We start from the raw sequence: 25,474 nt of genomic DNA on the forward strand, positions 1-25,474 counted from the left end.
CCACCCGGTGGTGGCCCAACGGGCCCCTGTGTCGCACCGCGCCGCGACACAGGGGCCCGTTCGTTATGAAGCGGCGGCCCATTGCCCCTTACGCCGCGGACGCGGGCGCTCTACCCTGATCACGGCCTCGTAGTTACTCGCCAGTTAAACAAGCGGGAACGAGCACCGCAGGACCGAACACAGGCGTACAGCCGAAGACACGGACGTACACAGGAACACGCGCAGGAACACTCGTAGGAACAAGCAGCAACCAGCAGCCGGTCGTGAAGCACTGCCGCAGGCCCGGAGGATGTCGTGAGCGACACACAGACCTTGATCGAGAACCGACCGCCCTCCGTGGCGAACCTCTTCGTCGACCGCGTGGCGGCCACTCCGGACGAGGAGGCCTACCGCTACCCCGTCCCCGCGGCCACCGGCGAGGGGCCCGACGAGTGGAAGTCGCTGAGCTGGGCGCAGGCCGCCGAGCGGGTGTACGCCGTCGCGGCCGGGCTGATCGATCTGGGCGTGCGACCGGAGGAGCGTGTCGCGCTCGCGGCCGGAACCCGGGTGGAATGGATCCTCGTCGACCTCGGTGTGATGTGCGCGGGCGCCGCCACCACCACGATCTACCCGTCGACCAACGCCGAGGAGTCGGCGTTCATCCTCTCCGACTCCGAGAGCCGGGTGCTGATCGCCGAGAACGCCGGCCAGCTGGCCAAGGCCCGTGAGCGGCGCGCGGAGCTGCCGAACCTCGCCCATGTCGTCGTCATCGACCCCGAGGGCGCCGGACCCGCCGAGGGCGACCCGGAGGACTGGGTCCTGACCCTCGCCGATCTGGAGGCCCGCGGTGCCGAGCGCCTGGCGAAGCACCCCGACGCGGTCAAGGAGCGGGTCGCCGCCATCACGGCCGACCAGCTCGCCACGCTGATCTACACCTCGGGCACCACCGGCCGCCCCAAGGGCGTGCGCCTGCCGCACGACAACTGGTCGTACATGGCCAAGGCCACCGTCGCGACCGGCATGATCAACAAGGACGACGTCCAGTACCTCTGGCTGCCGCTCGCGCACGTCTTCGGCAAGGTCCTCACCTCGGGCCAGATCGAGGTCGGCCACGTCACCGCCGTCGACGGCCGGGTCGACAAGATCATCGAGAATCTGCCGGTGGTCCAGCCGACGTACATGGCCGCCGTCCCCCGCATCTTCGAGAAGGTCTACAACGGTGTCGCCGCCAAGGCGCGGGCCGGTGGCGGGGCCAAGTACAAGATCTTCCAGTGGGCGGCCGGGATCGCCCGCGAGTACGCGGTGGTCTCGCAGGACAACTTCCGGCGCACCGGCACGGCCTCCGTCCCGTTCGCACTCGCCGCCAAGCACAAGGTCGCCGACACCCTCGTCTTCGCCAAGATCCGCGAGGCCTTCGGCGGGCGGCTGCGCGCCTGCATCTCCGGTTCCGCGGCCCTCGCCCCCGACATCGGCCACTTCTTCTCGGGCGCGGGCATCCACATCCTGGAGGGCTACGGTCTCACCGAGACCAGCGCCGCCTCCTTCGTCAACCCGGGCGAGGCCTACCGGACCGGCACCGTCGGCAAGCCCCTCCCCGGCACCGAGGTACGGATCGCCGACGACGGCGAGATCCTGCTGCGCGGTCCCGGCCTGATGGAGGGCTACCAGGGGCTGCCGGAGAAGACCGCCGAGGTGCTGGAGGCGGACGGCTGGTTCCACACCGGCGACATCGGAGAGCTGTCCGTGGACGGCTATCTCCGGATCACCGACCGCAAGAAGGACCTGATCAAGACGTCCGGCGGCAAGTACATCGCCCCGGCGGAGGTCGAGGGGCGGTTCAAGGCGGTCTGCCCGTTCGTCTCCAACATCCTGGTGCACGGCGCGGACCGCAACTTCTGCACGGCCCTGATCGCGCTCGACGAGCCGACCATCCTCGGCTGGGCCGCCGAGAACGGCCTGGGCGGGAAACCGTACGCCGAAGTGGTGGCCTCCGCACAGGTCGTCGAGCTGATCGAGGGCTACGTGAAGCGGCTCAACGAGGGGCTGCAGCGCTGGCAGACCATCAAGAAGTTCCGGCTGCTGCCCCGCGATCTCGACATCGAGCACGGCGAACTGACGCCCAGTCTGAAGCTGAAGCGGCCGGTCGTGGAGCGTGAGTACAAGGAACTCATCGACGACATGTACGTGGGGTCCCGCGAGGCTTAGCACGGGTCCTTGCGGACCGGTCGCACGGTGCGGCTGCCTCGGCTCCTCTCCGCTCACTTTCTCTGCTCACTTCGGCAACTCGTCGCTTATGGGCATGGTCCATCTGTCACTCTGTCGGTGTCGTCAGCGGCGCCCAGCGAGAACAGACAGAACGAGAACAGACAGAGCGAGAACAGGTCAGGAGCCGCACCGTGGGGCCCATTCCCTTGCAGCGGGACATAGTTCAGCGTCCCGGCACCACCGCCGATCAGGCGGACGCACGACCGGTCGCCCGTACGTCCCTGCCCGGAAACCTCCTCGCGCCCTCCGCGGGCCGCCGCTTCGTGCGGGCCGCTCTCACCGAGTGGACCGCACTCGGACTGCCGGCGGCCGTGGGCTTCAGCGACCGCCTGGCCGATGACGCGGAGGTCGTCGTCAGCGAACTCGTCACCAATGCGGTCGTGCACGCCGGGACCAACGTCGAGCTGCTCTGCCGGCTGGAGGAGACCACCGAGGACGAGGCGGCTGCCCTGGTGCTGGAGGTCTCCGACCACCACCCGGCGCGTGCCGTGCGCAGCGAACGCAAGGAGGACGACGGCGGCACGACGGACGTGACGCAGGACGGCGTCCTCACCGCCTCCGACGGGCCCGCCGAGTACGGTCGCGGGCTCCAGCTCGTCGGCACCCTCGCCGAGCGCTGGGGCATCACCTACCGCACCGGCCTCAAGACCGTCTGGGCGCGCCTCCCCGTCGACGACTGGAACCCGTTCCCCGAATCCTCCACCGACCCGGGCTTCCAGCACGGGCTGCGGGCCGCCGAGCTGCTCGCCCCCACCGCCCGGCGGGCGCTGCGCGACGACGCGGACTGGGCCGGCCGCGGCGCGCTGTCGTTCCTGGCCGAGGCCTCGGACCTGCTCGCCGGCCAGCTCGACGAGGACATCGTGGCGGCGCTGGCCGGACAGTTACTGGTGCCCAGACTCGCCGACTGGTGCGCGGTCTGGCTGGAGCCCGAGAACGGCGGCCCTTCGGCCGTCCCCCGGCTCGCCAGCGTCTGGCACCGGGACGAGGCCGAGACCGGCCCGCTGCGCACGGCGCTGGAGCAGGACCCGATCCGGCTGCCCGAACGCGTGGGCACCGGACCCGTCTCCATGCCCTGGCCGGGCGGCGAGGAGGACGGCGGTGAATCCGCCGGACACGCCGCCGGGTCCGCCCTCGCCTACCGGATCACCTCGGGCGGCCGGACACTCGGCGCCGTGCTCCTGGGCCGGGAGGGGCTGGCACGTGTCCCCGACGAGGTGACCGCCCTGATCGAGGACTTCGTACGCCGCGTCGGCCTCGCCGTGGGCGCCGCCCGCGCCTACACGCGGCAGGCCACCATCAGCCGCATCCTGCAACGCGCGCTGCTGCCCGGCAAGGTCGCCGACATACCGGGCGTCACCAGCTCCCTGGTGTACGAACCCAGCGACGACGGGGTCGTCGGCGGTGACTTCTACGACATCTTCCCGTGCCCCGGCGACCGCTGGTGCTTCGTCCTCGGCGACGTCCAGGGCAGCGGCCCGGAAGCCGCCGTCGTCACCGGCCTCGCCCGGCCCTGGCTCCGGCTGCTGGCCCGTGAGGGGTTCGGCGTCGGCGAGGTGCTCGACCGGCTCAACCGGCTGCTCCTCGACGACGCGATGGAGGCCGCCGAGGCGGCCGCGCTCATGGTGGCCGCGGCCGGCGGCCAGCAGACGGCCGACACCGGACAGTCCCGCTTTCTCTCCCTGCTGTACGGGGAACTCGTGCCGCTGCCCGACGGCGGCGTGCGCTGCACCCTCGCCAGCGCGGGCCACCCGCTGCCGCTGCTGCTGCGGCCCGACGGAGAGGTGCGCCCGGCCGCCGAGCCGCAGATGCTGCTCGGGATCTTCGACGATGTCGCGTACGAGAGCCAGAGCTTCGACCTGGCGCCCGGCGACAGCCTGCTGTGCGTCACGGACGGCGTGACGGAGCGGCGCTGCGGGCCGCTCATGTTCGACGACGGGGACGGCCTGGCCCTCGCGCTCGCCGACTGTGCCGGGCTGTCGGCGGACGGGATCGCGGACCGGATCAAGCGGGCCGTGCACGAGTTCGCCGAGCGGCCGCCCGACGACGATCTGGCCCTGCTGGTGCTCCAGGCGGGGTGAGGACGAGAACGAGGGGACGAGGGGGGAGCAGGGGAAGGACGAGGGGACGGTGCGGTGCGGTCGCCGGGGGGCGGCCGTGCGGTCCGTGGGCGCCGTCGTTCCGTGATCACGGGCGTGGCTCGGAGGTTCCCGGACGGCGAGCGACAATGGGCGGTATGCCTTCCGTACTGCCCGCTGGTGAACCCGTACCCGACGACGGGGCGCTGCCCCGCCATGCCCTGGAAGGCGCCGCCGCCCGGCCGCTCGGCTTCTACCTGCATGTGCCCTACTGCGCGACCCGCTGCGGCTACTGCGACTTCAACACGTACACCGCCACCGAGCTGCGCGGCTCCGGCGGCGCCCTGGCATCCCGAGACAACTACGCGGCGCATCTGATCGGCGAGGTCCGCCAGGCCCGCAAGGTCCTCGGCGACGACCCGCGCCCGGTCCGCACGGTCTTCGTCGGCGGCGGTACGCCGACCCTGCTGGCCGCCGCGGACCTGGTGCGGATGCTGGGAGCGATCCGCGAGGAGTTCGGGCTGGCGGACGATGCCGAGATCACCACCGAGGCCAATCCGGAGTCCGTCGGTCCGGCATATCTGTCCGAGCTGCGGGAGGGGGGCTTCAACCGGATCTCGTTCGGGATGCAGAGCGCGCGGCAGCACGTGCTGAAGATCCTGGACCGTACGCACACGCCGGGACGGCCCGAGGCGTGCGTAGCCGAGGCGCGGGAGGCGGGCTTCGAGCACATCAACCTCGACCTGATCTACGGCACGCCCGGGGAGTCCGACGACGACTGGCGGGCCTCGCTGGACGCGGCGATCGGAGCGGGGCCGGACCATGTGTCGGCGTACGCGCTGATCGTGGAGGAGGGGACGCAGCTGGCCCGCCGGATCCGGCGCGGCGAGATCCCGATGACCGATGACGACGCCCATGCGGACCGTTACCTGATCGCGGACGAGGCGATGGCCGCGGCGGGCTTCTCCTGGTACGAGGTGTCGAACTGGGCCCGTACGCCCGAGGGCCGCTGCCTGCACAACGAGCTGTACTGGCGCGGCGCCGACTGGTGGGGCGCAGGTCCCGGGGCGCACAGCCATGTCGGTGGGGTGCGCTGGTGGAACGTCAAGCATCCGGGGGCGTACGCGCAGGCCCTGGCCGAGGGGCGGTCGCCCGGCGCCGGGCGCGAGATCCTCACCGCGGAGGACCGCCGGGTCGAGCGGATCCTTTTGGAGCTGCGGCTCGTGGACGGCTGCCCGCTGGCGCTGCTGGCACCGGCGGGGCTGGCCGCGGCGGGGCGGGCGGTGGAGGACGGGCTGCTGGAACGCGGGCCGTACGAGGAGGGGCGGGCGGTGCTCACCCTGCGCGGGAGGCTGCTGGCGGACGCGGTGGTGCGGGACCTGGTGGACTGAGGGGCGGAGCGGGGCCGGGCTCCGACCCCGGCCCTCGGAGGAGCTACTCGGGCGGCGCCGTCACGAAGTCGATCAGATGCTCCACCGAGCCCAGCAGTGCCGGTTCCAGGTCCCGGTACGAGCGCACCGTGGAAAGGATCCGCTGCCAGGCCGCCCCCGTGTTCTCCGGCCAGCCCAGCGAGCGGCACACGCCCGTCTTCCAGTCCTGGCCGCGCGGCACCACCGGCCATGCCGGAATGCCCACGGACGACGGCTTCACCGCCTCCCACACGTCGATGTAGGGGTGGCCGACCACCAGGACGTCCGCGTCAGAGACCAGGTCCGCGATCCTGGACTCCTTGGAGCCGGGGACCAGGTGGTCGACCAGGACGCCGAGCCTGGCGTCCGGGCCGGGCGAGAACTCGCGCACGATGGCCGGGAGGTCGTCGATGCCCTCCAGGTACTCGACGACCACGCCCTCGATCCGCAGGTCGTCGCCCCAGACCCGTTCGACCAGTTCCGCGTCGTGGCGTCCCTCCACATAGATCCGGCCCGCCCGCGCCACCCGGGCGCGCGCCCCGGGGACCGCGACCGATCCCGAGGCCGTACGCGTGGGACGCACGGGACCGGCGGCCGACGGGCGTACCAGCGTGACCACCCGGCCCTCCAGCAGGAAGCCGCGCGGCTCCATCGGGAACACCCGGTGCTTGCCGAAACGGTCCTCCAGGGTCACGGTCGGCCCCTGGGCCGTCTTCTCGCAGCGGATCACCGCACCGCAGAATCCGGTGGAGACCTCCTCCACGACCAGATCGGGCTCGGCGGGGACCTCGGGAACGGGGGCGGACCTCTTCCACGGCGGGGTCAGGTCCGGCTGGTAGCTGCGCATCGGACGACGATAGGACGACAACACCTCACGACACGCCGAAGAGGGCGGCCAGCCGGTCGCGCTGGGCCCTGACGAACGCCGCGTCCACCACCGCCCCGTGTCCCGGGACGTACACCGCGTCCTCGCCGCCGAGCGCCAGCAGCCGGTCCAGCGCGGCCGGCCAACGGGAAGGCGCCGCGTCCGGGCCCGCCTGCGGTTCGCCGGACTCCTCGACCAGGTCGCCGCAGAGCACCACCGTCGGGGAGCCGGGGACGAGGGCCACCAGATCCTGGCCGCTGTGGGCGGGGCCCATGTTCACCAGCAGCACCTGACGGCCGCCGCCCAGATCGAGGGTCCACTCGCCGCACACCTCGTGTTGAGGCGCCACCAGCACACCGGCGGCCTCCACCGCGTCGTGCTCGGGCACCCCGTGGCGCACCGCGTCGGAGCACAGCTCGTCCGCCCCGCGCTCCAGGAGACCGGCCATGCCGACCGCTCCGTACACCTCGGCGCCGGAGAAGGCCGCGGTGCCGAGCACATGGTCGAAATGGGGGTGGCTGAGTGCGATATGCGTCACCCTCCGACCCAGCAGGGCCTGTGCCTGGGCCCGCACCTGTGCCCCCTCGCGGAGCGTCGATCCGGTGTCGTAGAGCAGCGCGCCGTCCGTTCCGGCCACCAGCGCGACCGTCGCATCCCACCCGGGAAGCCGCCGCCGGCCCACTCCGTGACCGAGTCGCTCCCAGCCGAACTCTTCCCAAGAGGCGTTCATACCGCGACGCTATCCGCAAAAGACCTGCACGGTATCGCGGCAGGGTGGCCGGTCGCCCTTGCTAGGCCCCCACTCGTCCGCCGTACACTGGCCGGGGGGTTGCTGGCACTCACATCGACAGAGTGCCAGGAGGATTCCTGGGAAAGAAACAGGAACGGCCCGAGAACCACCGAGGAAACACAGCTGGAGGTGTGCGCGATGCTCAGCGAACGCAGACTCGAAGTGCTGCGCGCCATCGTCCAGGACTATGTCGGCACCGAGGAGCCCGTCGGCTCCAAGGCGCTCACCGAACGGCACAAGCTGGGGGTCTCCCCGGCCACCGTCCGCAACGACATGGCGGTGCTGGAGGACGAGGGCTTCATCGCCCAGCCCCACACCAGCGCGGGACGCATCCCGACGGACAAGGGCTACCGGCTCTTCGTCGACAAGCTCGCGGGCGTCAAGCCCCTCTCGTCGCCGGAACGTCGCGCCATTCACAACTTCCTCGACGGCGCTGTCGACCTCGACGACGTCGTGGGCCGCACCGTTCGGCTGCTCGCGCAGCTGACCCGGCAGGTCGCCATCGTGCAGTACCCCTCGCTGACCCGGTCCACGGTGCGGCATGTGGAACTGCTCTCGCTGGCGTCCGCCCGGCTGATGCTCGTGCTGATCACGGACACCGGCCGGGTCGAACAGCGCATGATCGACTGCCCCGCTCCGTTCGGTGAGACCTCTCTCGCCGATCTGCGGGCCCGGCTCAACAGCCGGGTCGTCGGGCGCCGCTTCACGGACGTCCCGCAGCTGGTGCAGGACCTGCCGGAATCCTTCGAGAGCGAGGACCGGGGAACCGTGTCCACCGTGCTCTCCACCCTGCTCGAAACCCTCGTCGAGGAGACGGAGGAGCGGCTGATGATCGGCGGCACCTCCAACCTCACCCGGTTCGGGCACGACTTCCCCGTGATGATCCGGCCGGTGCTGGAGGCATTGGAGGAGCAGGTCGTGCTGCTGAAGCTGCTCGGCGAGGCCAAGGACTCGGGCATGACCGTACGGATCGGGCACGAGAACGCCCACGAGGGCCTCAACTCCACGTCCGTCGTCGCGGTCGGCTACGGTTCGGGCGACGAGGCAGTCGCCAAACTCGGCGTGGTCGGACCGACCCGCATGGACTACCCCGGAACGATGGGAGCGGTACGCGCAGTGGCACGTTACGTCGGACAGATCCTGGCGGAGTCGTAAGTGGCCACGGACTACTACGCCGTACTCGGCGTACGCCGCGACGCATCTCAGGACGAGATCAAGAAGGCATTCCGGCGGCTCGCCCGTGAGCTGCATCCGGATGTGAACCCCGATCCGAAGACCCAGGAGCGGTTCAAGGAGATCAACGCCGCCTACGAGGTGCTGTCGGACCCGCAGAAGAAGCAGGTCTACGACCTCGGCGGCGACCCGCTGTCCGCCTCCGGCGGCGGTGGCGCGGGCGGATTCGGACAGGGCGGCTTCGGCAACTTCTCCGACATCATGGACGCGTTCTTCGGCACGTCGTCGCAGCGCGGACCCCGTTCGCGCACCCGGCGCGGTCAGGACGCGATGATCCGGCTGGAGATCGACCTGGCAGAGGCCGCGTTCGGCACCACCAAGGACATCCAGGTCGACACGGCCGTCGTCTGCGCGACCTGCAACGGCGAGGGCGCCGCGCCCGGCACCTCCGCCCAGACCTGTGACATGTGTCGCGGCCGCGGTGAGGTCTCCCAGGTCACCCGGTCCTTCCTGGGCCAGGTCATGACCTCGCGGCCCTGCCCGCAGTGCCAGGGCTTCGGCACGGTCGTGCCGACCCCCTGCCCGGAGTGTGCCGGCGACGGCCGCATCCGCTCGCGGCGCACACTCACCGTGAAGATCCCCGCAGGTGTCGACAACGGCACGCGCATCCAGCTCGCGGGCGAGGGCGAGGTCGGCCCCGGCGGCGGCCCGGCCGGCGATCTCTACGTGGAGATCCACGAGCTGCCGCACCCGGTGTTCCAGCGCCGCGGCGACGATCTGCACTGCACGGTCACCATCCCCATGACGGCGGGCGCGCTCGGCACCAAGGTGCCGCTGGAGACGCTCGACGGACTGGAGGAGGTCGACATCAGACCCGGCACCCAGTCCGGCCAGTCCGTCCCGTTGCACGGACGCGGCATCACGCATCTGCGGGGCGGCGGGCGCGGCGATCTGATCGTGCACGTCGAGGTGATGACCCCGACGAAGCTGGATCCGGAGCAGGAACGACTGTTGCGGGACCTGGCGAAGATGCGCGGAGAGGAGCGGCCCACCGGCCAGTTCCAGCCCGGACAGCAGGGGCTCTTCTCCCGGCTGAAGGACGCCTTCAACGGCCGCTGACGGTCCCCGCACACCGTTCCTGACCGCCGGACGGGCTCGCTCACCGGGCCCGTCCGGCGTTTAAGGGCAAAATGGACCGCAGGCCGCGCACGCCGAGGCGTGCGGGACGTGACACGATGCGGTCATGTCATCCGTGTTGACCGATCTCTGCCGGTATCCGATCGTGCAGGCCCCGATGGCGGGTGGGGCGTCCTGTCCGCAGCTCGTCGCCGCCGTCGCCGAGGCGGGCGGGCTGGGTTTCCTCGCCGCCGGGTACAAGACCGCGGACGGCATGTACAACGAGATCAAGCAGCTGCGCGGGCTGACCGGTCAGCCCTTCGGCGTCAACCTCTTCATGCCGCAGCCGGGGCTCGCCGACCCGAGCGCCGTCGAGGTGTACCGGCACCAGCTCGCCGGTGAGGCCGCGTGGTACGAGACCCCGCTCGGCGACCCGGACTCCGGCGGCGGCGACGACGGCTACGAGGCGAAACTCGCCATCCTCCTGGAGGACCCGGTCCCGGCCGTCTCCTTCACCTTCGGCTGCCCGACCCGCGACACCCTCGACGCGTTCGCCGGAGTCGGCACCTGCACGGTGGTGACGGTCACCACGCCCGAGGAGGCCCAGGCCGCGCAGTGGGCGGGTGCCGACGCGGTCTGCGTCCAGGGCATGGAGGCGGGCGGCCACCAGTCCACCCACCGGGACGACCCGCAGACCGACGGCACGGGGATAGGACTGCTCTCCCTGGTGGCCCAGGTCCGCGAGACGGTACAGGTGCCGATCATCGCCACGGGCGGGCTGATGCGCGGATCGCAGATCGCCGCGGTGCTCGCCGCGGGCGCGGAGGCGGCGCAGCTCGGCACGGCCTTCCTCGTCTGCCCCGAGTCCGGGGCGCATCTGCTGCACAAGCAGGCACTGACCAATCCGCTGTTCGTACGGACCGCCCTGACCCGGGCGTTCTCCGGTCGCCCGGCCCGGGGCCTGGTCAACCGTTTCATGCGTGAGCACGGTCCGTACGCCCCGGCCGCCTACCCGCAGGTCCACCATCTGACCGCCGGCCTGCGCAAGGCGGCGGCCAGGGCCGGGGACGCCCAGGGCATGGCGCTATGGGCGGGGCAGGGGCATCGGATGGCACGCGAGCTGCCGGCCGGCCGGCTGGTCGGCCTGCTCGCCGAAGAACTGGACGCCGCACGGACGGCAGTGAGCACAGGGAGTACGCAGTGACCGCACCGGTCTTCGTCGTCGAACAGGTTCCCGACGGGCCCGAGTTCGTCCTGGAAGGGGCCGAGGGCCGCCACGCCGTGTCGGTGAAGCGGCTGCGCGCGGGTGAGGACGTCGTGCTGACGGACGGCCACGGCCGTTGGACGGAGGGCGTCGTCAGGGCCGCCGAGGGAAAGGACCGGCTCGTGGTCACCGACCTGGTCGCCGTCCACGAGGAGCCCCGGCCCGCACCCCGTGTCACCGTCGTCCAGGCCCTGCCCAAGGGCGACCGCGGCGAGGTCGCCGTCGAGACGATGACGGAGACCGGTGTCGACGCGATCGTGCCCTGGCAGGCATCGCGCTGCATCACGCAGTGGAAGGGCGACCGCGGCCTCAAGTCCCTGGCGAAATGGCGCAACACCGCCCGGGAGGCGGGCAAGCAGTCGCGCCGGGTCCGCTTTCCCGAGGTCGCGGACGCACTGACGACCAGACAGGTCGCCGCGCTCGTGGCCACGGCGGACTTCGCCGCCGTCCTGCACGAGGAGCGGGGGTACGACAGCGAGCCGCTGGCCACCGCCCAACTCCCCACCCAGGGCGAGATCGTGCTGGTCGTCGGCCCCGAGGGCGGGGTCTCACCGGACGAACTGGAGGCCTTCGCCGCGGCGGGCGCCCGGATCTGCCGGCTCGGCACGAGCGTCCTGCGCACCTCGACGGCCGGTACGGCGGCAACGGCACTGCTGCTGGGGCGCACCGGCCGCTGGTCGTGAGACCGACCCGTCCAAGCCCCCTTTCGTGCGCCGGAGCCGCCCCTGATGTGTCCGCAAGCCGTCTACCGCCCCGCGGGGGAACGGTGGGAAGCTGCCCGTATGGGGACATCAAGGGCATGGGGTCAGGGAAGTATCCGTCGCTTTCTGGCCGCGTCCGCACTCGCGGGCGCGGCGGTCGCAGGTGTCGTGGCCTGTGAACCCGCGGGCGAGTTGAACTCCGCATCCATCGCCGTGACCACCGACCGGACCGGCACCAGCGCCCTGGAGCGCAACGGGGTCGATGTCCAGTGGCTCAGCTGCACGGCCGACGTGGTGGGGGACCGGATCAAGATCGCGTCGCCCTCCGCCTCCGCGCGCCGGATCGCGGACGTCGACTGCACCGGGAGGACCGGCCAGGGCAAGGCCATCACGATCGCAGGCCAGGTGACCCAGGCGCTCGACGAGCGTTGCGTGCGCGGGGATCTGACCGGGAAGGCTGCCGGGAAGGTCGTTTTCCGGGCAGATGTGCTCGGCGACTGCAACGCCGCCCCGTCGGCCGTTGCCGTGAACCCGCCCCTCGGCGGCGGCAACGGCGGCGCCCGGCCGACGGTCACCGTGACGGTCACGGTGACCGAGGCGCCCCGGGGCAAGTGATCGCGCCCGCCGTCCGGCCGCCCGGCGGAGTCCGGCCAACTCGGTTCCGCGGAGCACGCCCGCGGCCTAGGGTGATCGGTGTGACGCAGCCTGCCTACCTCCGATACCCCCATGTCCAGGGTGATGTGATCGCCTTCACCGCCGAGGACGATGTCTGGCTGGCGCCGCTGGACGGCGGCCGCGCCTGGCGTGCCAGCGCCGACAACCGACCGGTCACCAACCCACGGATATCTCCCGACGGAACCCGGGTCGCCTGGACGTCCACCCGGGACGGGGCCCCGGAGGTTCACATCGCGCCGGTGGACGGCGGCCCCTCCGAGCGGCTCACGTACTGGGGCGACGCCCGGACCTCCGTCCGCGGCTGGACGCCCGAGGGCGACGTACTGGTCATCAGCGCCCAGGGGCAGGCGTCGATGCGGCGCAGCTGGGCCAGGGCCGTCCCGGTCGACGGCGGTCCCGCGCGGACCCTGCCGTACGGGCCGGTCGGCTCCCTCGCGTACGGGCCCGGCGGACGGATCCTGCTGCTCTCGGCCACGATGGGGCGCGAGGCCGCCACCTGGAAGCGCTACCGGGGCGGCACCGCGGGCAAGTTGTGGATCGCGGCAGAGGGCGCGAGCGACGGCCCGGCGGAGTTCGTACGGCTGCACGAGGACCTCGACGGGAACATCGAAGCCCCGATGTGGGTGGGCGGCGGGGCCTTCGCCGACCGACCGGAGTCGCGCACGTCGGAACGGGTCGCGTTCCTCTCCGACCACGAAGGGGTCGGTGCGCTCTACTCCTCGCTCCCCGACGGTTCGGACCTGCGCCGCCACAGCGGCGTCGAAGGCTTCTACGCCCGTCACGCGACCACCGACGGCACCCGCGTCTGCTATGCCTCGGCCGGTGAACTCTGGCTGCTGGACGACCTGGAAGGAGCCGAGCCCCGCCGCCTCGACATCCGGCTCGGCGGCCAGCGCGCCGACCTCCAGCCGCACCCCGTGCACGCGGGCAGCCACCTCGACTCCGCGTCCCCGGACCGTACGGGACGCGGCAGTGCCGTCGGGACGCGCGGTGCCGTCCACTGGGTCACCCACCGCGAGGGCCCGGCCCGCGCGCTCGCCGTGGAACCGGGGGTACGGGCCCGGATGCCCCGCGCCTTCCAGGCGGACGGCGACCAGCACGCCGTCTGGGTCACCGACGCCGAGGGCGACGACGCCCTGGAGTGCGCCCCCGCCACGGGCACCGCACCGGGTGCCGTACCGCGTCGCCTCGCCGCGGGCCGTATCGGCAGGGTCCTCGACCTGGCCGCGGCACCGGACGGCAGCCGGTTCGCCGTCGCCGCGCACGACGGACGGGTGCTGATCGTCGAGCGGGAGAGCGGTGAGGTCCACGAGGTGGACCGCAGCGAGCACGGCGACGTCTCCGGGCTCGTCTTCTCGCCGGACTCCTCCTGGCTGGCCTGGTCGCACCCCGGACCCGATCCGCTCAGACAGCTCAAGCTCGCGCACCTCGCGGATCTGTCCGTCGCCGAGGCCACCCCGCTGCGTTTCCGGGACTTCGCCCCCGCGTTCACCACCGACGGCAAGCACCTCGCGTTCCTGTCCGAGCGGTCCTTCGACCCGGTCTACGACGCCCACGTCTTCGACCTGGCCTTCATCGGCGCCTGCCGTCCGCATCTGCTGACGCTCGCCGCCACCACGCCCTCCCCGTTCGGGCCGCAGCGCCACGGCCGCCCGACCGAGAAGGAGAAGGGCGGCGACGGCGAGGACAACCCGACCGCGCTGCCCGTCACCCGGATCGACCTCGAAGGACTCGCCGAGCGGATCGTGCCGCTGCCCGTCGAGGCCGCCAGCTACTCCACGCTGCGGGCGGCCAGGGACGGGCTGCTGTGGCTGAACCATCCGGTGACCGGGGTGCTCGGTACGAGCGGTGCCACCCCCGACTCCCGGCGGCCCGAGACCGTCCTGGAACGGTACGACCTGGAGAAGCTGCGCTGCGAGGAAATCGCCTCGGACGTCGGCGGTTTCGAGGTCAGCGGCGACGGCAAGCGGATCGTTCTGCGGACCCGGGGCAAGCTGCGAGTCGTGCCGTCCGACACCCGCGTACCGGCCGGGGACGACGACCACGACGGCGACAGCAGCGTCACCGTCGATCTCTCCCGGATCCGCCGGATCCTCGACCCGGCCGCCGAGTGGCGTCAGATGTACGACGAGGCCGGGCGCATCATGCGGGACAACTTCTGGCGTCCCGACATGGGCGGCGTCGACTGGGACGGAGTGCTGGACCGCTACCGCCCGGTGCTGGAGCGCGTCGCGACCCACGACGACCTGGTGGACCTGCTGTGGGAGGTGCAGGGAGAACTCGGCACCTCGCACGCCTATGTGACGCCGCCCGGCGGATGGCGTGACGAATCGACCCGGCAGGGGCAGCTCGGTGCGGACATCTCCCGCACCGAGGAGGGCGGTTGGCGCATCGACCGCATCCTGCCCTCCGAGACCTCCGATCCGGCGGCCCGGTCGCCGCTGACCGCACCCGGCGTGGCGGTGCGTGTCGGGGACACGATCCTCGCCGTCGACGGGCAGCCGGTCGACCCGGTGACCGGACCCGGACCGCTGCTCACCGGTTCGGCCGACAAGCCGGTCGAGCTGACCGTGTCGCCGGTGGACGGCGGCTACCCGCGCCATGTCGTCGTCGTACCGGTCGCCGACGAGGAGGCGCTGCGCTACCACGCGTGGGTCGCCGACCGCCGGGCCTACGTCCACGAGCACTCCGGCGGACGTCTCGGCTACCTCCACGTGCCCGACATGGTCGGCTCGGGCTGGGCCCAGCTCCACCGCGATCTGCGCCTCGAAGTGGCCCGCGAGGGGCTGGTCGTGGACGTCCGCGAGAACCGCGGCGGCCACACCTCGCAGCTGATCGTGGAGAAGCTCGCCCGGCGCATCGTCGGCTGGGACATGCCGCGCGGGATGCGACCGTACAGCTACCCGGAGGACGCGCCGCGCGGACCCGTGGTGGCCGTCGCCGACGAGTTCTCCGGCTCGGACGGCGACATCGTGAACGCCGCGATCAAGGCGCTGCGCATCGGGCCGGTGGTGGGTACGCGTACCTGGGGCGGGGTGGTCGGCATCGACAGCCGCTACAAGCTCGTCGACGGGACGTCGGTCACTCAGCCCAAGTACGCGTTCTGGTTCGAGGGTTACGGCTGGGGCGTGGAGAACCACGGGGTCGATCCCGATGTCGAGGTCGTGGTGACGCCGCAGGACCACGCGGCGGGCCGCGATCCGCAACTGGACGAGGCGATCCGGATCGCGCTGGCGTCGCTGGCGGAAACGCCGGCGAAGCGGGCGCCGGAGCCGCCGGGGATGTAGGGGGTGGACGAGGGAGGGGGCGGGTGCGCCCGCGGTCGGCCGGTCGGCCCGCTCGCCCCCTCCCGGTACGGGGAACGAGCCCGCCGCCGGCGCCCCGATACCATGCCGTACAACGATCACCACCGACCGAGGAGCCGACCCCATGGCGGGAGAACCGCAGCCCGACTGCCTGTTCTGCAAGATCGTCTCGGGTGACATCCCGGCGACCATCGTCCGGGAGACCGACACCACCGTCGCCTTCCGGGACATAAACCCCCAGGCCCCCACCCACGTGCTCGTCATCCCCCGCGTCCACCACCCGGACGCCGCCGCCCTCGCCGCGGCCGAGCCGGCCATCGCCGCCGACGTACTGCGCGAGGCCGGACACGTGGCCGCCGACGAGAAGATCGTGGACACCGGCTACCGGGTCGTCTTCAACACCGGCTCCGGTGCCGGCCAGACCGTCTTCCACGCGCACGCCCATGTCCTGGGCGGCCGCGGACTGCAGTGGCCTCCCGGCTAGAACGGCCGATCGCACACCGTGTCCGTACGCGAACTCGTGGTCCTCGGCACCGCCAGCCAGGTCCCGACCAGACACCGCAACCACAACGGCTATCTGCTGCGCTGGGACGGCGAGGGCATCCTCTTCGACCCGGGTGAGGGGACCCAGCGCCAGATGCTGCGGGCCGGCGTCGCCGCGCACGACATCGACCGGATCTGCGTCACGCACTTCCACGGCGACCACTCGCTCGGCCTGGCCGGGGTGATCCAGCGGATCAACCTCGACCAGGTCCCGCACCCGGTCACCGCGCACTACCCGGCGAGCGGACAGCACTTCTTCGAGCGGCTGCGTTACGCGACCGCCTACCGCGAGTCCGTCGAGCTGACCGAGGCCCCGGTCGCGGCCGACGGGGTGCTCGCGGCCACGGACGCGTACACGCTCAGCAGCCACCGGCTCTCGCACCCCGTCGAGTCGTACGGCTACCGGCTGGTCGAACCCGACAGACGCCGCATGCTGCCCGCAAGGCTCGCCGAGCACGGCATCAAGGGGCCCGACGTGGGCCGGATCCAGCGCGAGGGCTCTCTCGGCGGTGTCGCGCTCGACGACGTCTCCGAGCGCAGGCGCGGCCAGCGGTTCGCGTTCATCATGGACACGAGGCTCTGCGAGGGCGTGCACGTGCTGGCCGAGGGATGCGATCTGCTGGTCATCGAGTCGACCTTCCTCGACGAGGACGAACGACTCGCCACCGACCACGGCCATCTGACCGCCGGCCAGGCGGGCCGGGTGGCCCGGGACGCGGGCGTACGGCACCTCGTGCTGACCCACTTCTCGCAGCGCTACGACGACCCGGCCGTCTTCGAGTCGCAGGCCCGCGCCGCGGGGTTCGAGGGCGAACTGACCGTCGCCCGCGACCTCGGCCGGGTTCCCGTGCCCACCCGGCGCCTCTGAACAGGGCGGCTGCCCCGCCACCTTTGAACACGGGTGTCCACCGGCACCCGCGAACACATCAGCACCACCCTCTGTGAGCGTGAAAGACCCGTGCACCTCCCCAAAGCCGAACTCCACCTCCACATCGAAGGCACCCTCGAACCCGAGCTGGCCTTCGCGCTGGCCGAACGCAACGGCGTGACGCTGCCGTACGCGGACACCGAAGAGCTGCGCACCGCCTATCTCTTCGACGATCTGCAGACCTTCCTCGATCTGTACTACGCCCTGATGGCGGTGCTCCGGACCGAGGAGGACTTCGAGCAGCTCGCCGACGCGTATCTCACCCGCGCCGCGGCCCAGGGCGTCCGGCACGCGGAGATCTTCTTCGACCCGCAGGCCCACACCGCCCGCGGCGTCCCGATCGGCACCGTCGTCGAGGGGCTCGGCCGGGCGCTGGACCGCAGCGAGGAGAAGCACGGCATCTCCACCCAGCTGATCATGTGCTTCCTGCGCGACCAGTCCGCCGAGTCGGCGCTCGGGACCCTGGAGGCCGCGAAGCCGTATCTGCACCGGATCAGTGCGGTCGGCCTGGACTCGGCGGAGGTCGGGCATCCGCCCGTCAAGTTCCGCGAGGTGTACGAGGCGGCCGGGGCGCTCGGGCTGCGCAAGGTCGCCCATGCCGGTGAGGAGGGCCCGCCCGAGTACATCCGCGAGGCCCTGGACGTCCTCGGGGTCGAGCGGATCGACCACGGGCTGCGCTGCATGGAGGACGCGGACCTGGTGGGACGGCTCGTCGCCGACCGGGTGCCGCTCACCCTGTGCCCGCTGTCCAACGTACGGCTGCGCGCCATCGACACGCTGGAGGAGCATCCGCTGCGGGCCATGATGGCCGCCGGACTGCTGTGCACGGTGAACTCCGACGACCCCGCCTACTTCGGCGGCTACGTCGGGGACACCTTCCACGCCGTGCACGAGGCGCTCGGTCTGGACCACGAGCAGCTGCGCACCTTGGCCCGCAACTCCTTCGAAGCGGCCTTCCTCGACCACGACGAGGATCGCAGGGCGCGCTATCTCGCCGAGGTCGAGGCGTACGAGTTCGACTGACCGGCACCGCCCGACGGGCCGGCCGTCCGGAACGCGTTCCGGACCGGGCGCCTGCGGCGCAGCGCGGGCAGGCTGATCTCCGTGACGGCCTGCTCGGGCGCACCCAGCTTGGGCACGGCGCCGGGCACCGCTCCGGTGGTGACGGCGAGCAGCGCGGCCGGGGCACCGCCCCTGCGCCGCACCGATCCGGGCACCAGCGGCCGGCCACCGGTGTGCAGGGCGACGGCCGTGACCGGGGCCGCGACCAGGAGCGTGACGGTGCCGAGGATCAGTCCCATGACCGGGTAGCCGGCCTGCTCGGACAGCACACTGCCGAGGACCGGTCCGCAGGCCACCCCGACGGATGAGGCGGAACCCGCGAGCACGGCCCATCGGCCGCGCACGTCCAGGGAAGCGGCCAGCCCGATCAGGTACGACAGGACCACCGGGTAGACCGTGTTCCACAGGATCTCGCCGGTCGCGAACGAACCGAGACTCCCGGCGGACGAGCTGAGCACGATGCTCGCCGCGATGATCACGGTGCCCAGGCCGATCGGCACCGCCCGGCCGAGCCGGGCGCCCAGCACTCCGGCGCCCATCACGCCGAGCAGGCCCGCACCGAGCGCGGCGGCGAACACGGCGCCGATGGTGACCTCGGAGAGACCGGCCTGGACCACGCCGATCCGGCTGCTGACACCCCACAGCGCGTTCTGCGCCATGGACCAGACGAGCATGCCGCCCGCCAGCACCAGACCGGAGCGCCGGTGCGGCAGCCGGCCGACGACGGGGGCCGCGGGACCGGCGGGCGCGGGGCCGCCGAGCCGTGCGGTGGCGGGCCAGACGAGCAGGGCGACCAGGGCGATCGAGGCGAACGGCAGGCGGTGGCCGCCGCCGAGGTGCGGGATCGTCAGATAGAGGGCGCCCGCCGTCGCGGAGACGCTCAGCAGGCCGAGCGACGAGGTCCGGTGCGGATCGCGCTGGGCCGCGATGCCCGCCGCGGCCACGGCGGTGGCCGTACCGGAGCCGAAGCCGCCGATCATTGCGCCCATGACCACCAGCGGCACGGAGCCCGCCAGCGCGGCGCAGCCGTATCCCGCCATGGCCAGCACCAGCCCGATCCGTGCCGGGCGTCGTGGCCCGTACGTCTCGACCCGGCCCGCCAGCGTGAATCCGGCCGTCGCCGAGCTCAGCAGCAGGGCGCTGCCCACCAGACCTGCCTGGGCGGTACTGAGGCCGAGATGGACGGAGAGCCGCCCGACGATGGTGGGGAGCAGATAGGCGGCGAGGTAACCGGCGGTGAACACGGCGACCAGGGGCCACGCGGCGCGAGGGCGCGAGGACATGGGCGTTCCTGAAGACATGCCGAAGGAGGCAGAGAAGGCAGGGGAGGGCAATGCGGGACATACAGGGGGAGACGGTGCACGCGTCGGCAACTGCCGCCAACGGGGCTCGCGGGCCAATTTGTATCAACTGCGTCCAGCCCACCGAAAGCCGCCCTGATGTGATCTGAATCACATATGCGTTTGCGCTTCGGATGCCCGGGTAGCCGCCCATGTTTGTGCAGGTCAGCGCGTTGGGATGCGGAGTCGGTGCGGGCCCCCGGGAGGGGGCGGCGCGGACCCTCCGGATACAGGAGCGGATCGGGCACACTGGCCGCATCTGCCACGACCGGGGAGCGCAAGGTGAGCACGGACATTCCAGCCATCGACCCACTGGACGGGCTGCGTGCCCCGCAGGACCCGGACTGCGACGTCTTCCTCACCGGCACGGTCTTCCTCGACATCATCTTCACCGGCCTGGACAGCGCCCCGGTGCGCGGTACCGAGTCCTGGGCGCGCGGCATGGGCTCCAGCCCCGGTGGGGTCGCCAACATGGCCACCGCGCTCGCCCGGCTGGGCCTGCACACCTCACTGGCCGCGGCGTTCGGCGACGACCACTACGGGGAGTACTGCTGGGACGCCCTGGAGCAGGGCGAGGGCATCGACCTGTCCATGTCGCACACCGTCCCCGGCTGGCACTCACCGGTGACCGTCTCCATGGCGTACGAGGGCGAACGGACGATGGTCTCGCACGGCCACGAGGCCCCGGGACCCGAAAGAGCCCCCGGCGTCGTGCTCCCGGCCGAGGAGTCCGCCTTCCCGCGCTGTCCGCCCCGCGCGCGTGCCGCCATCGCCTCGCTCGTCCCCGGGCGCAGCGAGCCCTGGGTCGCCAAGGCGGCCGGGAACGGTGCCCGGATCTTCGCCGACGTCGGCTGGGACGAGACCGGCCGCTGGGACCTGGGCGCCCTGGCCGACCTGGAGCACTGCGAGGCGTTCCTGCCCAACGCCGAGGAGGCGATGCGCTACACCCGCACCGACTGCCCGCGCGCCGCCGCCCACGCCCTGGCCGAACGGGTGCCGCTCGCCGTGGTCACCCTGGGCTCGGAGGGCGCGTACGCGGTGGACGCGGCGACCGGGGCGAGCGCCGAGGTGCCCGCCATCGAGGTCGAGGCGCTGGACCCGACCGGGGCGGGCGACGTCTTCGTCGCAGGCTTCGTCACCGGCACCCTGGCGGACTGGCCGCTGGCCGATCGGCTGGCCTTCGCCGGACTGACCGCGGCGCTCTCGGTGCAGGAGTTCGGCGGTTCGCTGTCGGCACCGGACTGGGAGGAGATCGCCGCCTGGTGGCAGCAGGTGCGCACCTTCGCGGACCAGGACCCCGCGGCGCTCCAGCGGTACGCGTTCCTGGAGGAACTGCTGCCCGCGGCCGCCCGGCCGTGGCCGCTGCGCCGGGCCGTCCCGACGATCGGCTTCCGCCGTCCGGCCTGAACGGGGCAGTGGTGTTCGCAGCCCTGTGCGAAAAAGCCCTCGGTGTTGTCGGTGCGGAGTCGTACGCTTGGTAATCCAGAGGTTGTCGATCGGCGAGAACCCTGCAACAGGAGGTATGTGCAGGCCACAGAGCCGGCCCATGACTCAGACACCCACAGCCCAGACCCTGGCGCCGGGGCAGGCGCGAGCCCAGTTCACCGTTCCGGCCAAGCATCCGATGGTGACCGTCCTGGGCTCCGGTGACGCCCTGCTGCGCGTGATCGAAACGGCCTTCCCGGCGGCCGACATCCATGTCCGGGGAAACGAGGTCAGCGCCGCCGGAGACGCGACGGAAGTCGCCCTGATCCAGCGCCTGTTCGACGAGATGATGCTGGTGCTCCGCACCGGTCAGCCGATGACGGAGGACGCAGTGGAACGCTCGATCGCCATGCTCAGGGCGAGTGAGAGCGGCGACGGGGACGGCCAGGAGACGCCGGCCGAGGTGCTCACCCAGAACATCCTCTCCAGCCGCGGTCGCACCATCCGTCCCAAGACCCTCAACCAGAAGCGGTACGTCGACGCGATCGACAAGCACACGGTCGTCTTCGGCATCGGCCCCGCGGGCACCGGCAAGACCTATCTCGCCATGGCGAAGGCGGTCCAGGCCCTGCAGTCCAAGCAGGTCAACCGGATCATCCTGACCCGGCCCGCCGTCGAGGCGGGCGAGCGTCTCGGCTTCCTGCCGGGCACGCTCTACGAGAAGATCGACCCGTATCTGCGTCCGCTCTACGACGCCCTGCACGACATGCTCGACCCCGACTCGATCCCGCGGCTGATGGCGGCGGGCACGATCGAGGTCGCGCCGCTGGCCTATATGCGTGGCCGCACGCTCAACGACGCGTTCATCATCCTCGACGAGGCCCAGAACACCAGCGCCGAGCAGATGAAGATGTTCCTGACCCGGCTCGGCTTCGATTCGAAGATCGTCATCACCGGTGACGTCACCCAGGTCGACCTGCCGAACGGGACCAAGAGCGGTCTGCGTCAGGTCCAGGAAATCCTGGACGGCGTCGAGGACGTCCACTTCTCCAGGCTCACCTCCCAGGATGTCGTCCGGCACAAGCTGGTCGGCCGTATCGTCGACGCGTACGAGAAGTACGACAACCGAGACAGCCACAACGGGAAGTAGTCGCAGCGCACCATGTCGATCGACGTCAACAACGAGTCCGGAACCGAGGTCGACGAGCAGGCGATCCTCGACATCGCCCGCTACGCGCTGGCAAGGATGCGGATCCACCCGCTCTCCGAACTCTCGGTGATCGTGGTGGACACCGACGCCATGGAGCAGCTCCACATCCAGTGGATGGACCTGCCGGGGCCGACGGATGTCATGTCCTTCCCGATGGACGAACTCCGTCCGCCGTCCAAGGACGACGAGGAGCCCCCGCAGGGGCTCCTCGGTGACATCGTGCTCTGCCCGGAGGTCGCCAAGAAGCAGGGCGAGGACGCGGAGACCCGGCACTCCATGGACGAGGAGCTCCAGCTCCTCACCGTCCACGGAGTGCTGCATCTCCTCGGGTACGACCACGAGGAGCCGGACGAGAAGGCCGAGATGTTCGGCCTCCAGGCCGCGATCGTGGACGGCTGGCGCGCCGAGCGAGGCCTGACCGGCCCCTCGCCCGCCCCCACCGTCTCGTGAGCGTCCCCCTCGTCCTCGGTGCCGTTCTGCTGGTCGTCGGCGGCTGGCTGGCGGCCTGCGCGGAGGCGGGCATCGCCCGCGTGTCCAGCTTCCGGGCCGCCGAGGCCGTCCGCTCCGGGCGGCGCGGCAGTCGGAAGCTCGAACAGGTCGCGGCCGATCCGACCCGGTATCTCAATGTCGCCCTGCTGGTGCGGGTCGCCTGCGAGATGTCGGCCGGTGTGCTCGTCACGTACGCCTGCCTGAAGGAGTTCCCGCAGACCTGGGAGGCGCTGGCCGTCGCGATGGCCGTGATGGTCCTCGTCTCCTATGTCGCCATCGGCGTGTCGCCGCGCACCATCGGCCGCCAGCACCCGCTGAACACGGCCACCGCCGCCGCCTACGTGCTGGTGCCGCTGGCCAGGGTCATGGGCCCGATCCCGCAGCTGCTGATCCTCATCGGCAACGCGTTGACGCCCGGCAAGGGGTTTCGCAAGGGACCGTTCGCCAGCGAGGCCGAACTGCGGGCACTGGTCGACCTCGCCGAGGCGGAGTCGCTGATCGAGGACGAGGAGCGCCGCATGGTGCACTCCGTCTTCGAGCTCGGTGACACGCTCGTGCGCGAGGTCATGGTGCCTCGGACCGACCTGGTCTGCATCGAGCGTTACAAGACGATCCGGCAGGCGCTGACCCTGGCGCTGCGCTCCGGTTTCTCGCGGATCCCGGTCACCGGGGAGAACGAGGACGACATCGTCGGCATCGTGTATCTCAAGGACCTGGTCCGCAAGACGCACATCAACAGGGAGTCGGAGGCCGATCTGGTCTCCACGGCGATGCGTCCGGCGGCGTTCGTGCCCGACACGAAGAACGCCGGCGATCTCCTGCGCGAGATGCAGCAGGAGCGCAGCCACGTCGCCGTCGTGATCGACGAGTACGGCGGCACCGCGGGCATCGTCACCATCGAGGACATCCTCGAAGAGATCGTCGGCGAGATCACCGACGAGTACGACCGTGAACTCCCGCCGGTCCAGGAGCTGGAGAACGGCTGCTTCCGGGTGACCGCCCGCCTCGACATCGGCGACCTGGGGGAGTTGTTCGGCCTCGACGAGTTCGACGACGAGGACGTGGAGACGGTCGGCGGTCTTCTCGCGAAGGCGCTCGGACGGGTTCCGATCGCCGGTGCGTCCTCGCCGGTCGACCTGCCCGACGGCCGCCGGATCCGGCTGACCGCGGAGTCCCCGGCGGGCCGCCGGAACAAGATTGTCACGGTGCTGGTGGAGCCCGTGGAGCCGGAGGGGGTGGAGGAAGGGTGACTCCGCAACAGCTGAGGGCGTTCTGCCTGGAGTTCAACGCGAGCGTCGAGGAGTTCCCGTTCGGGCCGGAGGCGTCCGTCTTCAAGGTGCTCGGCAAGATGTTCGCGCTCAGCACGCTGGACGCACGCCCGCTGACGGTGAACCTCAAGTGCGATCCGGACGAGGCGGTGCGACTTCGCGAGGAGTACGACGCGGTGGTGCCGGGCTGGCACATGAACAAGCGGCACTGGAACACGGTGACGGTCTCCGGGGTGCCGGACCGGGTGCTCCGTGAGCTCGTCGAGGACTCCTACGACCTGGTGGTGGCGGGCCTGCCGAAGGCGGAACGGCTGCGACTGGACCGGGCGTAGGAGACGGCGAACCTGTTCCCCGGTTCCTGACGCCTCTGTTCACTCGTGAGGGGGCAGTCAGCGTGCCAGGGGCAGGGCGACCGCCATCGCGTTCCGGTCCGTGCGGCTGATCAGCGGGAAGACGATCTTCAGACCCTGCTCGCCTTCCGGTGAGGAGATGACGAAGGACGAGTTGAGTATGCGTTCCTTGACCTCCGAACGGACGAGGCCGGCGCGCGGAATCGTCATCAGGTGTTCCTCCGGCCGAGCGAACGTCGGGTTCGCCCGGAAGATGAAGATGCGACGGTCGGTCATTGCCAGATACATCGGGGTCGGCACCGGGATCACGGCCATGCCACCGCTCGCGATCGCCGAGGCCGCCGCGAATGCCGCCGTCCGGCGCACAGAGACAGAACTCAGGTTCACGATGGTCGCCACCTCGACCTGCTCCTGGGGATCGAGCATGGGGCTGAGGGCGGCCAACAGCAGCCGGCGACGCTTTCCGTTCACGGGCGACACTCCTGAAAGGTTGGGCGTGAACCGGACGGCACGCTCCCGTCCGGCAGGTGACTTCCCGGGCGCTGCTGCAGGGTCCTTGTGCCCGCCGCGGGCCGGACTCTTCCGCGAAGCCCGGTCGGCGTGAGTCGTGCACACCTTGCCATACACGGGATCGCGGACCGTGCCTCGGTCGGACAAGGGGACTTCGCGGTGACAGGAGGCGTCCGGTGAGCGCGTGTCATTGCAGCGGTCCACCGGTACCGGCCGCCGCACCGGCACGCGATCGCACCGCAGGTCGTCGCTCGGTTCCGGACGGCGTGCCCGGACTGCTCCGCGGACGCCCGGTGCCGGGGTGGCCGCGCGCCACCGGTGCCCGCGGACCGTACCCGTCCGTCCGGTTCGTATGCTCGGCACATGACTGAGAGCACCGACCTCGGCCCCGAGGACCGCAAGATCGTCACGCTGGCGCGCAGCGCCCGCGCCCGCAACGGCGTGCCGGAGGGCGCGGCCGTACGGGACGAGACCGGACGGACGTACGTCGCGGGCACCGTCCGACTGGAGTCGCTGAAGCTCAGCGCCCTGCAGACCGCCGTGGCGATGGCCGTGGCCAGCGGCGCCACGTCGCTGGAGGCGGCCGCGGTCGTCTCCGAGGCGCAGACCCTGTCGGACGCGGACCGCGCCGCGGTACGGGACCTGGGCGGCCCGGACACCCCGGTCCTGCTCGCCGGGCCCGACGGCGCGCTGCGGGTCAGCGTGACGGCGGGCTGACGGCGACAGGATCCG

Annotated in this window: 22 protein-coding genes; 18 read left to right on the forward strand and 4 right to left on the reverse strand. The window is 71.5% G+C overall.

Annotated elements, in window-relative coordinates:
* The first annotated feature begins 294 nt into the window (after window positions 1–294).
* The 3 genes from ACIRP2_RS02730 to hemW all read left to right on the forward strand — a co-directional run bounded on the left by ACIRP2_RS02730 (window position 295) and on the right by hemW (window position 5,710).
* Window positions 295–2,184, forward strand: coding sequence for an AMP-dependent synthetase/ligase (locus tag ACIRP2_RS02730; RefSeq protein WP_404245823.1), 1,890 nt, complete (start codon window positions 295–297; stop codon window positions 2,182–2,184).
* A 206-nt stretch (window positions 2,185–2,390) separates the two neighbouring features.
* A complete protein-coding gene (locus ACIRP2_RS02735) occupies window positions 2,391–4,322 on the forward strand; it encodes a SpoIIE family protein phosphatase (protein WP_404247137.1) in 1,932 nt (643 codons plus the stop codon).
* A 146-nt stretch (window positions 4,323–4,468) separates the two neighbouring features.
* Window positions 4,469–5,710 carry a radical SAM family heme chaperone HemW gene (hemW, locus tag ACIRP2_RS02740; RefSeq protein ID WP_404245825.1) on the forward strand — a complete coding sequence of 414 codons (1,242 nt, stop codon included), beginning with the start codon at window positions 4,469–4,471 and terminating at the stop codon, window positions 5,708–5,710.
* 43 nt (window positions 5,711–5,753) lie between these two features.
* On the opposite strand, the gene ACIRP2_RS02745 is transcribed toward hemW, so the two are convergent.
* On the reverse strand, window positions 5,754–6,575 hold the full coding sequence (locus tag ACIRP2_RS02745; RefSeq protein WP_404245827.1) for a DUF3097 domain-containing protein: 822 nt from the start codon (window positions 6,573–6,575) through the stop codon (window positions 5,754–5,756).
* Between the two features lie 25 nt (window positions 6,576–6,600).
* Window positions 6,601–7,323, reverse strand: a complete 723-nt coding sequence (locus tag ACIRP2_RS02750; RefSeq protein ID WP_404245829.1) for an MBL fold metallo-hydrolase — start codon at window positions 7,321–7,323, stop codon at window positions 6,601–6,603.
* 198 nt (window positions 7,324–7,521) lie between these two features.
* On the opposite strand from ACIRP2_RS02750, the gene hrcA reads away from it, so the two are divergent.
* The 9 genes from hrcA to ACIRP2_RS02795 all read left to right on the forward strand — a co-directional run bounded on the left by hrcA (window position 7,522) and on the right by ACIRP2_RS02795 (window position 18,111).
* Complete coding sequence (gene hrcA, locus ACIRP2_RS02755) at window positions 7,522–8,538, forward strand: heat-inducible transcriptional repressor HrcA (protein WP_376210749.1); 1,017 nt, start codon at window positions 7,522–7,524, stop codon at window positions 8,536–8,538.
* Window positions 8,539–9,675: a molecular chaperone DnaJ gene (gene dnaJ / locus ACIRP2_RS02760; protein ID WP_376210752.1), complete on the forward strand. Its 1,137-nt coding sequence runs from the start codon at window positions 8,539–8,541 to the stop codon at window positions 9,673–9,675.
* Between the two features lie 124 nt (window positions 9,676–9,799).
* The gene (locus tag ACIRP2_RS02765) at window positions 9,800–10,876 is read left to right on the forward strand and encodes a nitronate monooxygenase (protein WP_404245831.1); all 1,077 of its coding nucleotides are present in this window, start codon (window positions 9,800–9,802) and stop codon (window positions 10,874–10,876) included.
* Window positions 10,873–11,619 carry a 16S rRNA (uracil(1498)-N(3))-methyltransferase gene (locus ACIRP2_RS02770; protein ID WP_404245833.1) on the forward strand — a complete coding sequence of 249 codons (747 nt, stop codon included), beginning with the start codon at window positions 10,873–10,875 and terminating at the stop codon, window positions 11,617–11,619. The genes ACIRP2_RS02765 and ACIRP2_RS02770 overlap by 4 nt, the downstream gene beginning before the upstream one ends.
* 99 nt (window positions 11,620–11,718) lie before the next feature.
* Window positions 11,719–12,252 carry a hypothetical protein gene (locus tag ACIRP2_RS02775; RefSeq protein ID WP_404245835.1) on the forward strand — a complete coding sequence of 178 codons (534 nt, stop codon included), beginning with the start codon at window positions 11,719–11,721 and terminating at the stop codon, window positions 12,250–12,252.
* Window positions 12,253–12,332: 80 nt separating this feature from the next.
* Window positions 12,333–15,599, forward strand: coding sequence for a S41 family peptidase (locus ACIRP2_RS02780; RefSeq protein ID WP_404245837.1), 3,267 nt, complete (start codon window positions 12,333–12,335; stop codon window positions 15,597–15,599).
* Window positions 15,600–15,741: 142 nt separating this feature from the next.
* A complete protein-coding gene (locus ACIRP2_RS02785; RefSeq protein ID WP_404245839.1) occupies window positions 15,742–16,101 on the forward strand; it encodes a histidine triad nucleotide-binding protein in 360 nt (119 codons plus the stop codon).
* Window positions 16,102–16,119: 18 nt separating this feature from the next.
* The gene (locus ACIRP2_RS02790; RefSeq protein WP_404245841.1) at window positions 16,120–17,028 is read left to right on the forward strand and encodes a ribonuclease Z; all 909 of its coding nucleotides are present in this window, start codon (window positions 16,120–16,122) and stop codon (window positions 17,026–17,028) included.
* Between the two features lie 90 nt (window positions 17,029–17,118).
* On the forward strand, window positions 17,119–18,111 hold the full coding sequence (locus ACIRP2_RS02795) for an adenosine deaminase (RefSeq protein WP_404245843.1): 993 nt from the start codon (window positions 17,119–17,121) through the stop codon (window positions 18,109–18,111).
* On the opposite strand, the gene ACIRP2_RS02800 is transcribed toward ACIRP2_RS02795, so the two are convergent.
* On the reverse strand, window positions 18,075–19,433 hold the full coding sequence (locus tag ACIRP2_RS02800) for an MFS transporter (RefSeq protein WP_404245845.1): 1,359 nt from the start codon (window positions 19,431–19,433) through the stop codon (window positions 18,075–18,077). The two genes, ACIRP2_RS02795 and ACIRP2_RS02800, sit on opposite strands and share 37 nt — an antisense overlap.
* A gap of 339 nt (window positions 19,434–19,772) precedes the next feature.
* Here ACIRP2_RS02800 and ACIRP2_RS02805 point away from each other — a divergent pair, with 339 nt between their 5' ends.
* The 5 genes from ACIRP2_RS02805 to ACIRP2_RS02825 all read left to right on the forward strand — a co-directional run bounded on the left by ACIRP2_RS02805 (window position 19,773) and on the right by ACIRP2_RS02825 (window position 24,214).
* A complete protein-coding gene (locus tag ACIRP2_RS02805; RefSeq protein ID WP_404245847.1) occupies window positions 19,773–20,897 on the forward strand; it encodes a carbohydrate kinase family protein in 1,125 nt (374 codons plus the stop codon).
* A gap of 139 nt (window positions 20,898–21,036) precedes the next feature.
* Window positions 21,037–22,065 carry a PhoH family protein gene (locus tag ACIRP2_RS02810; protein WP_404245849.1) on the forward strand — a complete coding sequence of 343 codons (1,029 nt, stop codon included), beginning with the start codon at window positions 21,037–21,039 and terminating at the stop codon, window positions 22,063–22,065.
* 12 nt (window positions 22,066–22,077) lie between these two features.
* Complete coding sequence (gene ybeY, locus ACIRP2_RS02815; protein WP_351079104.1) at window positions 22,078–22,575, forward strand: rRNA maturation RNase YbeY; 498 nt, start codon at window positions 22,078–22,080, stop codon at window positions 22,573–22,575.
* Window positions 22,572–23,864 (forward strand): hemolysin family protein, encoded by a 1,293-nt coding sequence (locus ACIRP2_RS02820; protein WP_404245852.1) that lies wholly within the window; start codon window positions 22,572–22,574, stop codon window positions 23,862–23,864. Before ybeY ends, ACIRP2_RS02820 begins: the two co-directional genes overlap by 4 nt.
* Entirely contained in the window at window positions 23,861–24,214 is a 354-nt protein-coding gene (locus tag ACIRP2_RS02825; RefSeq protein WP_404245854.1) for an MmcQ/YjbR family DNA-binding protein, read from the forward strand. Before ACIRP2_RS02820 ends, ACIRP2_RS02825 begins: the two co-directional genes overlap by 4 nt.
* A gap of 57 nt (window positions 24,215–24,271) precedes the next feature.
* On the opposite strand, the gene ACIRP2_RS02830 is transcribed toward ACIRP2_RS02825, so the two are convergent.
* Window positions 24,272–24,703 carry a hypothetical protein gene (locus ACIRP2_RS02830; protein WP_404245856.1) on the reverse strand — a complete coding sequence of 144 codons (432 nt, stop codon included), beginning with the start codon at window positions 24,701–24,703 and terminating at the stop codon, window positions 24,272–24,274.
* Window positions 24,704–25,105: 402 nt separating this feature from the next.
* On the opposite strand from ACIRP2_RS02830, the gene ACIRP2_RS02835 reads away from it, so the two are divergent.
* Window positions 25,106–25,459: a cytidine deaminase gene (locus ACIRP2_RS02835; protein ID WP_404245858.1), complete on the forward strand. Its 354-nt coding sequence runs from the start codon at window positions 25,106–25,108 to the stop codon at window positions 25,457–25,459.
* Window positions 25,460–25,474: the final 15 nt, after the last annotated feature.

The sequence above is a fragment of the Streptomyces sp. NPDC101194 genome, from assembly GCF_044767885.1.
In the GTDB taxonomy this organism is placed as follows: domain Bacteria; phylum Actinomycetota; class Actinomycetes; order Streptomycetales; family Streptomycetaceae; genus Streptomyces.